This window comes from Streptomyces sp. XM4193 (assembly GCF_023072595.1).
Classification (GTDB): domain Bacteria; phylum Actinomycetota; class Actinomycetes; order Streptomycetales; family Streptomycetaceae; genus Streptomyces.
Genome location: NZ_JALLGK010000010.1, coordinates 105,956 through 117,740, shown reverse-complemented (window position 1 = coordinate 117,740; position 11,785 = coordinate 105,956). Strand labels below are relative to the sequence as shown.

Annotated in this window: 7 protein-coding genes; 5 read left to right on the top strand and 2 right to left on the bottom strand. The window is 69.7% G+C overall.

Annotated elements, in window-relative coordinates; all coding sequences use genetic code 11:
• Positions 1-746: 746 nt before the first annotated feature.
• Together MTQ01_RS22395 and MTQ01_RS22390 are read right to left on the bottom strand one after the other, a co-directional pair.
• Positions 747-1,295, bottom strand: a complete 549-nt coding sequence (locus MTQ01_RS22395) for a hypothetical protein (protein ID WP_247492649.1) — start codon at positions 1,293-1,295, stop codon at positions 747-749.
• Between the two features lie 784 nt (positions 1,296-2,079).
• Complete coding sequence (locus MTQ01_RS22390; protein ID WP_247492648.1) at positions 2,080-4,260, bottom strand: RecQ family ATP-dependent DNA helicase; 2,181 nt, start codon at positions 4,258-4,260, stop codon at positions 2,080-2,082.
• A gap of 139 nt (positions 4,261-4,399) precedes the next feature.
• Between MTQ01_RS22390 and MTQ01_RS22385 the strand changes: the two genes are divergently transcribed.
• The 5 genes from MTQ01_RS22385 to MTQ01_RS22365 all read left to right on the top strand — a co-directional run bounded on the left by MTQ01_RS22385 (position 4,400) and on the right by MTQ01_RS22365 (position 11,719).
• Entirely contained in the window at positions 4,400-5,560 is a 1,161-nt protein-coding gene (locus MTQ01_RS22385; RefSeq protein WP_247492647.1) for a DUF4192 domain-containing protein, read from the top strand.
• 193 nt (positions 5,561-5,753) lie between these two features.
• Complete coding sequence (locus tag MTQ01_RS22380) at positions 5,754-6,515, top strand: NUDIX domain-containing protein (protein ID WP_247492646.1); 762 nt, start codon at positions 5,754-5,756, stop codon at positions 6,513-6,515.
• 194 nt (positions 6,516-6,709) lie between these two features.
• A complete protein-coding gene (locus MTQ01_RS22375; protein WP_247492645.1) occupies positions 6,710-8,668 on the top strand; it encodes an ATP-binding cassette domain-containing protein in 1,959 nt (652 codons plus the stop codon).
• Between the two features lie 121 nt (positions 8,669-8,789).
• Positions 8,790-9,752, top strand: a complete 963-nt coding sequence (locus tag MTQ01_RS22370) for a FadR/GntR family transcriptional regulator (RefSeq protein WP_247492644.1) — start codon at positions 8,790-8,792, stop codon at positions 9,750-9,752.
• 407 nt (positions 9,753-10,159) lie between these two features.
• The gene (locus tag MTQ01_RS22365; RefSeq protein ID WP_308294431.1) at positions 10,160-11,719 is read left to right on the top strand and encodes an RNA polymerase sigma factor; all 1,560 of its coding nucleotides are present in this window, start codon (positions 10,160-10,162) and stop codon (positions 11,717-11,719) included.
• Positions 11,720-11,785 lie beyond the last annotated feature (66 nt).

Genomic DNA, 11,785 nt, shown 5'->3' with positions numbered 1-11,785 from the left:
GGCGGGGAGAGCAACGGCGGTCGCCCCAGACCGCTCGGCACCACTGCGTTTCGGCGTCCGGCCTCCGGAAACCGAGTCATCCCGGCTCGGTCTCCGGAGGCCCGATCGCGCCGCGCGGCTCCGATCTACCTGATCCGGCCCTGCAGCCCTGTACCGGTGCAGCCCGGCCCTTGGCCGTCCAGTTCCGCGCAGGCGGGTTCTGTGACACATGGCCTCGACGGCCAGTCCTCACGAGATCCGATTCACGCGCTGACTCTTCCCTAGCTGCCCTGCTCTCGTGAAGTCCTGTTTCTCACGCCGTCCTGTTGTGGCGGATACCTGTTCTCACGAAGTCCGCGCACCAAGTGGGCCGTTGCTCTGCCCCACGTCCACCGAGTGGCGAGCCGTGGTGCCTTGATGCCACAGATCCGGCAGCCCCTGCTGCCGCTGTCGCTGCCGTACGGTCGACGCCACTGCCCGAAGGGCGACAGTCGAGCTACCCGAGTGCGGCGCCTGACGAGGTGAGCTGCCGCACCGGCTGAGGCAGTTGCGAGAGAAGAGCACCATCCCGCACACCGATCCGCCACGCACGGCTGACTGCTGCACCGCATCGCGCCCCGTGCACAACGACAGCTACACACCAGCAGAGTCCATGCTCGGCAGACCCACTCACCGTGGCCTTGCAGGGACACCTCTCCCGTACGTCTGCCTGCTCGCCGGCAGTAGCGCAGGCAGACTCAGGCGGGCCCGTGACCTCTCCTCCGGCTTCAGGCGGTCTTCCGCGCTGCCGACGTCGGCTCCGCCACGAAGCTCGGTCTGCGACCCCTTCGCCCCTCGCCGAGGATGCGCCAGCCCTCGCCGGTGAGCGTGACGTAGGCACCGCAACGCAGTCCGTGCAGCAAGCACGCGTCACGCAAGCCCCACATCCAGGCGCCGTCTTCCTCTGTCCAAGTACCCTCGCCCTCGCGGTAGTAGAGCAGCACGGCGGTGCGTACCGGACGGCGACGGCGCAGATCGTGCGGAATTATTCGCCGGAGCGAACTCAGGAGCAGATTGCGCAGCTCCCAGCCGTCGGGACGCGCTGTGTGCTGGAACGAGGCGCTGGCGGTGACCCGTTCATCCGGCCCCAGCACACCGACGACCGCAGTCGCCAGGCTCGGTCTGTGCAGGGAGTGCAGGCCGGTAACCACCTCTCGCGGGCTGTTGAGCAACGGGATTTCCGCCGCAGCCCATTCGGAGGGTTCAAGAACGCGACCAAGCCGGGAGGGGACGCCTCGTGGCGGCGCCGGAACCGAGCCGAGTACACCAAAGGCCATACCGCTCTTCCCTCCCGGGACGGTGGCGCCGAGCCACCGACGGGCGGGGCGAGTGCGCGTGGTCGGTCAACGGACTGCAGGTACAACCGGTGCAAGCAACACCACTGAGCACACCGCGCAGAGAGAAGCTGCGCAGAACTCGACCGCGATCAATCCGGCAGCCCTTCGCGAGAGCCCGGAGAAGTGATCTCGGCCTGCGTCACCTCTCGGCGACCCGAAACGTGCGACGACTTGCGGTGGCGGCCCCTTCTTGCGTCAACGCTCCTTCGGCTGCATCGCCTTCGGAGAGGCCCGAATGCTCGGCTGCCTCCGTCAGCAGCATGCCTCCGCGAGAGGCAGGCAGCCATCGAGCTTCCGACGCCCCCTCCGTGAAGCAGGTCTGGCCCTCTCTGTCGAAGGCTCCCACATACTTGTTCCTTCCCTTCCCCGGCCTGCGCCAAGCCTTCGGCGCAGGCCGGGAGTTCACCGGAGCGCTGTTGTGTGACCCGACCGAAGCGAAGGTCAACGGCGTCCTCTGCACCCTCGCCCCGGCGCGTCCGAGGAGGCCATGTCACGAACACGGTGATCACCGGCTCGCCCCCGGCTCCGATCACCGCACCGCACCGCACCGCACTGGTCGGGTCGGGGCGATCCGAGTCGGCCGGGCCGGGGTCGTACGCGGTCGATGCGCAGGCCGGCCTCCGGCAGTACCCCGGCCGTGCAGCTGGCGGGCGTTGGTCGTCCGCCCGCCAGCCGGTCCGCCCGCCCGTCCACCTGGCCTCGGCCGGGCCGTCGGCCCCAGAGCTCACCCCTGCACCGCGAGCACCAGAGGGAGTACGGCGGGCGCGCCGGCTCTACGAAGGAGACGAGCGGCTGTCGCGAGGGTCCAACCCGAATCGGTGTAGTCGTCGATCAGCAGAACCGGCCCGGGGTTCTGCTCGACCGCCTTCGCCACGGAGTCCGGGACGACCAGTCCGTCGTGCAGCGCGCGCACCCGCTGGGCGCTGTTGGTCTGCCCGAGAGGGCCCTCGCCGGTCCACTCCAGGCTCCCGAGCAGTGGCATGCGGCCCACTTCCGACACCCGGACTCCCAGCGACTGCACCAGCTCTGGTCGGCTGCGCGAGCTCAGGGTGACCACACCCGTGGGACGCTCGGACGCCCCGTTCTCGGCGGACGCCCAGCCGCCCGGACCCGTGGACCAGTCCCGCAGCACGCCCACCACGGCTTCGAACACGTCGTCCTGCACCGGGCCGTCCGCCGCTCCCACCGCAAACATGGGACGCAGTCGATTGCCCCACCCGATGTCCGAGAGCCGCCCGAGCGCCCGGCCCTCCAGGGCCTGTTCGCCCGCGGGGACGCGTCCTTTGAGGTCGACGCCGATCGCCGGCAGCCCGCTGGGCCACATCCGTCTCGGCTCCACGACCACTCCGGCACGGCTCAGGTCACCTCTTGCTGCGGCCAGAGAGTCCGGCGCGACTGTCTCGTCGGGGTGGTTGCCCGTGCAGTTGTCGCACCGCCCGCATCGAGTCGCTGCCGGGTCGTCCAACTGTCTGCGCAGGAACTCCATCCGACAGGCATCGGTACGCGCGTACTCCCGCATCGCCTCCTGCTCCGCGGCTCGCTGGCGGGCGACCCGCTCGTACCGCTCGGCGTCGTACTCCCAGCGCTGCCCTGTGGCGGTCCACCCTCCCCGCACTCGTCGGACGGCGCCGTCGACATCGAGCACTTTGAGCATCATCTCCAGACGAGACCTCCGCAGCTCCACCACGGTTTCGAGGGTGGGCAGCGAGAGCGGTCTGTCGGAACCCTCGAGTGCTGCGAGGGTCGTGCGCACCTGCTCCTCCGCGGGGAACGCCAGCGAGGCGAAGTAGCGCCAGATCGCCTCGTCCTCGCGGCCGGGCAGCAGCAGCACTTCGGCATGCTCGACGCCACGACCGGCCCTGCCGACCTGCTGGTAGTAGGAGATCGGGGAGGACGGCGAACCGAGGTGGACGACGAAACCGAGGTCGGGTTTGTCGAAACCCATCCCGAGAGCGGAAGTCGCCACGAGCGCCTTGACGTTGTTCGCCAGCAGATCGGCTTCGGCCGCCGCTCGGTCCGCGTGCTCGGTGCGGCCCGTGTACGCGACGACCCGGTGGCCGCGCCCGCGCAGATAGCTGCTGATCTCCTCGGCCATCGCCACCGTCAGCGTGTAGATGATTCCCGAGCCCGGAAGCTCGTTGAGGTGGGTGTCCAACCAGGCGATCCGGTGCGAGGCGTCGGGAAGGCTGAGCACGGACAGGGAGAGACTCTCGCGGTCCAACTCGCCGCGCAGCACGAGGGCCTGGCCCGTGCTCTCCCCGGCGCCGGTGCCGAGCTGGTCGGCGATGTCGGCGGTCACCCGGGCGTTGGCGGTGGCTGTGGTGGCGAGCACGGGCACATCGGCAGGCAGCTCGGCGAGCATCGTGCGCAACCTGCGGTAGTCCGGCCGGAAGTCGTGCCCCCAGTCGGAGATGCAGTGCGCCTCGTCGACCACGAGCAGTCCCGTGGCGGCCGCCAGACGGGGCAGGACCTGATCGCGGAAGTCCGGATTGTTGAGGCGCTCCGGGCTGACCAGGAGGAGGTCCACGGTGCCTGCGGTCACCTCGCGGTGGATCTCCTCCCACTCCTCGGTGTTGGAGGAGTTGATCGTCCGCGCATGCAGTCCTGCACGCTCCGCCGCCTCGATCTGGTTGCGCATCAGCGCCAGCAGCGGTGAGACGATCACCGTGGGTCCGCTGCCCCGCGCACGCAGCAGCGCGGTTGCGACGAAGTACACGGCGGACTTCCCCCAGCCCGTGCGCTGCACCACGAGGGTGCGCCTGCGCTCGCGCACCAGGGCTTCGATCGCTCGCCACTGGTCCTCGCGCAGAGCGGCGCCGCCGGCAGGAGCGCCGACGAGCGGAGCGAGGACGGCGTCGGCTTCGCGGCGGAGAGTGGCCGCGTCGAGCGGCTGGTGGGAGGTCATGGCCCCATGCAATCCGATGGGTGGTGTCCTCCGCCAACGCGACTGTGGACAACTCGCAATAGATGCGAATGTACGACTGATGGAGCTGCCTGTGGACAGCGGCCGTTCACCGAAGGGCCGCTCGGGCGATCGTTCCGACATGAGCCACGGCACCAGCTACGTTCCGCCCGCCAGGACACTCACCAACGTCACCCTGCGAGGCCCCGCAGCGCTCGCAGACGCGCTTCCCTACCTGATCGGCTACCACCCGGACGACTCGATCGTGCTCATCGGCCTGTACGGCGAGCGCGGGCGCTTCGGAGGTCGGATCCGGGTCGGTATCCCGTCCGTTCGAGCCGAGTGGCCCGACACGGCAGCTCAGCTCGCCGACTGCCTGATGCAGTCCGGGATGGCGCGGGGTGAACGCCCGGATGCCTCCTTGGTCTATCTCTGCCGCGAGCCCGCCGAGGACGCTTCGAGCCCCGCGGTGAAAGAGCAACTCCGGCCGCTGGTGGAGGAGCTGTGCCGGGCGCTCGTGGCTCGGGGTATGCCGGTTCACGAGGCTCTCTTCCTGTCCGGCGGCCGATACTGGACCTATCTGTGTCAGGACGACCGCTGTTGTCCTGCCGAGGGAAGGCGTCTCGGTCCGTCCGGCGTCTCGGAGCTTGCGGCTGCGACCACATACGCCGGCATCCGGACGCGTGGCTCCGCCCAGGAGTTGACGAGAAGGATCGCGCCGTTGGGCCCACCGCGCGCAGGCAGGCAGGAGGGCGCTCTGCGCGAGGCCTCGGCGCGGCTGCTGCCTGATCTGGTGACGGAGGAGGGCCGTGCCCGAGTCCGGGAGCGGACCCTGCGCCTGGCGGGCAGGTTGCGCAGGAGGTATCTCGCCGCCTCCAGGACCACTGCGCCGGTCGGCCCTGCCCTGGACGACATCCGGGACGACGCGATCCTGGCGGACGAGGAAGCGGCCGAGCTTCTCGTCGGGCTTCAGGACCGGGTGACGCGTGACCGCGCGGCGGAGTGGATGGAGGGCGAGGAGGCAGAGCCCGCGTTGCGCCTCTGGCGTGCCCTGTGCAGGCGATGCGTCGGCACCTACTCGGAGTACGGTGCGCCCGCGCTGGCGCTGGCCGGCTGGGTCGCCTGGTCCGGAGGCGACGAGCCGAGCGCCCGGGTGGCACTCGAGCATGCCTTGCGGCTCGATCCCCGATACACCTTTGCCCATCTCCTGCACAGCGCGTGCAATCGTGGTCTGGACCCGGAGCCGCTGCGTCAGTGTCTGCGCAAGCAGCGTGCCGACTACGAGCGCTGGTCGAGCAGTTGAGCGCCCCGAGCCGCCCGGAGGCGGCACGCATGCAGTTGCTCCGCCCGCAGGACGGCCACTGCCCAGCGTCCTGCACTCCTGGACCGCCGGGTGGCGGCCCCCGGTTCCGCAAGGCCGCCACGGCAGGCGACTGTCCTGGTGCCGGGTGTGCTGAGCGCCTGATTATCGTCATGCAGACGACTATGATCACCGCATGCCATACGACCCGTCGGCCTACCCGCCCTTCGCCGTCACCGTGGATCTGGTCGTGCTCACGGTGCGCAAACACGCACTGTGTGCGTTAGCGGTCCGTCGCGGTGAATCGCCGTACCAGGGGCGTTGGGCTCTGCCCGGTGGTTTCGTGGCCGCCTCCGAAGACCTCGGCTCGGCTGCGGCCAGGGAGCTGGAGGAGGAAACCGGGCTCCGGGTGGGGGAGTCGGTGGGCAGCGCCCCAGGTGTTCATCTGGAGCAGTTGGCGACCTACGGTGCTCCGGATCGTGACCCTCGTATGCGTGTGGTCAGTGTTGCGCATCTGGTGCTCGCTCCGGATCTTCCCGCTCCGGTCTCCGGCGGGGACGCCCAGTCGGCTCGCTGGGCTCCGGTCCACACCTTGCTGCTCGAGGCCGGCCATCCTGAGCCCGTCGACAGCGAGCGGGAGAGCGACCAACTCGCCTTCGACCACGGGCAGATCCTGGCGGACGGTGTGGAGAGGGCAAGGTCGAAAATCGAGTACTCGGCGCTCGCGACCGCCTTCTGCACGCCGGAGTTCACCGTCGGCGAGCTGCGTCGCGTCTACGAGGCGGTGTGGGGAGTGGCGCTCGACCCGCGGAACTTCCACCGGAAGGTCACCGGCACACCGGGCTTTCTGGTCCCCACCGGCGGCACGACCACACGTCAGGGCGGTCGTCCTGCACAGCTCTTCCGCGCCGGCGGAGCCACGGTGCTCAACCCGCCGATGCTGCGTCCCGAAATCTGACGTCGCCTCCGCAGCGGCAGCGGTTCGAAGTTCATCCCGGCGGGCGGCACTTGCCGGCCCTTGTCGTTGTCGCGTCGAAGCCCCGGACCACCGGTTGACGGGCAGCGGCGCGGCCAGGATCGCGCTATTCGCTATATGTCTGGAATGTCGCGATACCTTGCCTGAGTCACTCATGCGTTCAGCGGGGAGAAGTGATGATCCAGGCCATCGGACTCACCAGCGCCTCTCACCGGAACCGCCCACCCTCAGTCGCCGACCTGACCTTCGAGGCCAGGCCCGGCGATGTGACAGTGCTCTGCGGACCTTCCGGCTCGGGCAAGTCGACCGCGGTGCGGCTGATGCTCCAGCTGTGTCGCGGCCGGGGCGTAACCCTCTTCCGGGGCCGTCCACTTCACCGGGTACCACACGTCTACCGCGAGGTGGGGGTGCTCGTCGGCGACGTCCCCGGACATCCGGCGCGCACCGCGCTCGGACATCTGCGCATGCTCAGTGCCGTCGCGGGTGTTCCTTCCTCGAGAGCCGAAGAAGTCCTCGACGTGGTCGGCCTGAGTGGTCTGGCCGATCAGCGGCTCGGCACGTTCTCCCTGGGAATGGACCGCCGGCTGGGTGTCGCGGCGGCTCTGCTGGGAGACCCGCACACCCTGGTGCTGGACGATCCCTCGCAGGGGCTGGCGCCTCGCGAAGCCGCCTGGCTGCGTGGGCTGTTGCGCGCCTACGCGGAGGAAGGCGGGCTGGTTCTCACCACCACCAGTGAGCCGCGGGAGGCGTCCCGTCTCGCGGACCGCGTGCTGACGCTGGAGAGGGGCCGGCTGATCGCAGACCAGGACGTGCAGGCATTCACGCGCACCCGTTTGCGTCCCCGGGTCGCTGTCAGCTCCCCGCACGCCGAGCGCCTGGGCAGCATGCTCCTGCGGGAATCCCGTTCACCGCTGGCCGGGCTGCCTCCCCAGGCCCGTTCGACATCGGGTGCCCAGGGCGCAGAGGCCGAGCCGCTGGAGGCGCTCGAAGTGGTGAACGAGGGCGGAGGGCAGATCTCGGTCTACGGCAGCAGTTGCGCGATGGTGGGGGAGACGGCCTATCGCCATGGCATTCTCGTCCATCAGCTCGCCGACGAGACCGGTGAATCCGCCGTCTCCACCAAGCCGTTGACGCGTGCCGACGGCCGTGACGCGCGCTTGGCTCTCGAGCCCGCAGGGGCAGGCGCCGCTGGCCACAGCGGCAGCCGTGCCGACTCCACGCCGAAGCAGCCGGCAGGGATCGCAGGCCCCGGCCCCGGTCCGGGTCTCGCTCTCGGCCGCTCTCGCTCAAACGGGGAGACGTCCACTGCGCCCTCGGCCACCACCGCTTCCCCTCTGCCGCCGCGGTTGCGTGCCGTCCCGGCCCCCGGCCCGGTCTGGCCGTTGCGGTACGAGCTCCGGCGCCTCGTCGGTCTGCGGTCCACCTGGCTGCTGGTCGCTGCCGCTCTTCTCGCCGCACTCGCCGCCGCGTGCTGGGTGGGCCGTGGGGGAGTGGATGAATCAGCCCGGGCGCTCGTCGGTTGGCCTGCCGGCTGGCCGCTGCCGCCGGTGGCTGCCGTGGCCGGGCTGCTGGGGGCTCTGGCGTTCGGGCAGGAGCATCGCTACCCGGCGCTGGCTCCGGCCCAGGCCCCGGTCCCCAGACGGCTGGGGCTGCTGTCGGCGAAGCTTGCGGTGGCCGCAGGGGTGGCGGTGGTGCTCTGCGCGGCCTCGGTCGCGCTCAACGCCTCGGTGCTGCTCACCCTGTACGGTGCTTCGGCCGGCCCGCCCCCCCAACTGCCGGCCTGGCTCGCGACGATGGGGATGATTCTGCTGGCCCTTGGGAGTTCCTGGGCAGGGCTCCTGGCCGCAGCGATCTGCCGTTCCTTTCTCGCGGGGGTCCTGAGCGTCCTCGCGGTGCCGCTTCTGGTGGCGCCGGCGGTCCGTGAGTTGCTCGCGCCGCCGGCGGTGGACGCGGTGGCCGCGGTGAGTGAGCGGCTGACGGCGCTGCTGCTGGTACCGCTGCCCTTCACCGCCGACGAGTGGGCGGAGCCGGTGGCACAACTGCTCGCCCAACCACTGGGCAGCGCAATGATGTTGTCGCTCGTGAGCTTGTTCGGCGCCTATGTGTTCGGGACCTTGTGCGGCCGAGTGAGGTAGCCCCGGTACCCCTTCGAGGGTCGGCTCGCCGGCTCCCAGCTGCGGTTTCTCCTCTGACGGGCGACGACCCCCGTGCGCATCCGGCCGTCAAGGGCGTACGAGTCGGCGATCACCCTTTCGTGTGCTTTTCACCAAAGCCCTCAAGGTGGCTCAACTGGCCGCCGACAAAGGATGCGTGACTACCCTTGCGCACTCCATGATGACCTCGCCCGGCCGTTCCAGCCTCACCGGCGCCGGTGAGCTCGGCCGATATCCCGGCGGCGCCGCTGCCCCGCGTTCCGGTGCCAGTGCACCCAGCTGGGACGGTGGTGAACCCGACGCGGCGACGCGCTCCGGCCGCAGAACGGCGGGGACGCGGGGCCGCGGCCTGCACGGCCAACTCGTTCAGCAGCTCGGTCAGATGATCGTCGCCGGTGAGCTGGGTGCGGATCGCCCCCTGGTGCCCGAAGAGATCGGTCAGCGGTTCGAGGTCTCGCGCACCGTGGTGCGCGAATCGCTCCGTGTGCTGGAGGCGAAGGGCCTCGTCAGCGCACGCCCCAATGTGGGCACCCGAGTTCGACCGGTCAGCGACTGGAACCTGCTCGACCCCGACATCATCGAATGGCGGGCCTTCGGCCCCCAGCGGGAGGACCAGCGCCGCGAGCTCTGCGAGCTGCGCTGGACGATCGAGCCGCTCGCTGCCCGGCTCGCGGTCGGTCACGGCCGGGACGAGCTGCAGCAGCGCCTCGCGGAGATGGTCGAGATCATGGGCCACGCTCTGGGTGCCGGTGACGCTGTGACCTTCGGCAGGGCGGACGCCGAGTTCCACACCCTGCTGCTGCAGGCCGCGGGCAACAAGATGCTGGAGCACCTCTCCGCGATCGTCGCTTCGGCCCTGGAGGTGTCGGGTGGCCCGCTGACCGGATGCGATCGCCCGACCGAGGCGGCGATCGGCCTGCACCAGGCGATCGTTGACGCGCTCGGCGGCGGAGACCCCGCCGGGGCCGAGCATGCGATGCGGCAGCTTCTCGCGGTGCGTTCGGAGTCTCCTGCGCCGGCCGGCCGGGCGGCGGACCACGTCGTTCCGGCTCCGCGCGAGCACTGAGCCGGGTGCGCTGAGCCGCAAGACGCGAGCCGTGAGTCGCGAAGCGCGAGCCGCGTCCTCCTGTTCCCGGGACCGTCGTGCGAACCCTTCTCCGGATGGCTCGCACGACGGTCTCCGGCCGCACCGCGAGGGGACCGTTCGGCGCTGAGGTATAGCAGGATGTGTGCTGATACCTGCGCACATGGGCTGTGACTCGGGACACTCGAATTGGGCGTAACGCTTTCCGTGGAAGCGCGATGACTCAAGAGGTAGCAGCGCCAACGGGAATGGGAGAGCCGCTCGCCGGCGTTCCGTTCCCCGACGTTCCGCATCCATCCCGGTGCCGGCTGATCCCCGTCGGTGCCCGCAACGCCCCGTCCGAAGAGGGTCGGGGTCGTAGCCAATTCCATCGTTCCGAGAGGTTGTTCGTGTCGGCCAGCACATCCCGTACGCTCCCCGCGGAGATCGCCGAGTCCGAGTCCGTGTTGGCGCTCATTGAGCGGGGAAAGGCTGAGGGGCAGATCGCCGGCGATGACGTGCGTCGGGCCTTCGAAGCTGACCAGATTCCGCCAACCCAGTGGAAGAACGTTCTGCGCAGCCTCAACCAGATCCTCGACGAGGAGGGTGTGACGCTGATGGTGAGTGCCGCCGAAGCGCCCAAGCGCACCCGTAAGAGCGTCGCGGCCAAGACACCCGCGCGGCGCACGACCACCAAGTCCGTCGCCGCCGGGCAGTCGACCGCGGCGTCGGCCACCGAGGCGGTCGACTCCGGTGCCGACTCGGAGGCCAAGCCGGCCAAGAAGGCGGCCAAGAAGGCGGTGGCGAAGAAGACCGCCGCCAAGAAGGTCGCCGAGGGTCCGGCCAAGAAGGCCACCAAGAAGGCGGCCGCGAAGAAGACGGCCAAGAAGTCGGTCGTCGACGAGATCCTCGAGGGCGACGAGGAGGCCGTGGAGGCCCCCGCCAAGCCCGGCAAGCCCGGTGACGAGGCCGCTCCCGAGGGCAAGAACGAGAACGAGGGCTTCGTGCTCTCCGACGAGGACGAGGACGACGCTCCTGCTCAGCAGGTTGCCGCGGCCGGCGCGACCGCCGACCCGGTCAAGGACTACCTCAAGCAGATCGGCAAGGTCCCGCTGCTCAACGCCGAGCAGGAGGTGGAGCTCGCCAAGCGCATCGAAGCCGGCCTGTTCGCCGAGGACAAGCTCGCCAACTCCGACAAGCTCGCGCCCAAGCTCAAGCGCGAGCTGGAGATCATCGCGGAGGACGGCCGCCGGGCGAAGAACCACCTGCTGGAGGCCAACCTCCGACTCGTGGTCTCGCTGGCCAAGCGCTACACCGGTCGCGGAATGCTCTTCCTGGACCTCATCCAGGAGGGCAACCTGGGCCTGATCCGTGCGGTCGAGAAGTTCGACTACACCAAGGGCTACAAGTTCTCCACCTACGCGACCTGGTGGATTCGGCAGGCCATCACCCGCGCCATGGCCGACCAGGCCCGCACCATCCGTATCCCGGTGCACATGGTCGAAGTCATCAACAAGCTGGCCAGGGTGCAGCGTCAGATGCTCCAGGACCTGGGCCGTGAGCCCACCCCGGAGGAGCTGGCCAAGGAGCTGGACATGACGCCCGAGAAGGTCGTCGAGGTCCAGAAGTACGGTCGTGAGCCGATCTCGCTGCACACTCCCCTCGGTGAGGACGGGGACAGCGAGTTCGGTGACCTGATCGAGGACTCCGAGGCCGTCGTTCCGGCGGATGCGGTGAGCTTCACGCTCCTCCAGGAGCAGCTGCACTCGGTGCTGGACACCCTCAGCGAGCGCGAGGCGGGCGTGGTCTCGATGCGCTTCGGTCTCACCGACGGTCAGCCGAAGACACTGGACGAGATCGGCAAGGTCTACGGCGTGACGCGTGAGCGGATCCGTCAGATCGAGTCGAAGACCATGTCGAAGCTGCGGCACCCCTCCCGGTCCCAGGTCCTGCGCGACTACCTGGACTGACGAGTCGGACTGACGACCCGGAGCGAACGGGGGCGAGCGACACCGCCTGTCGGCGACGGCCCGGCC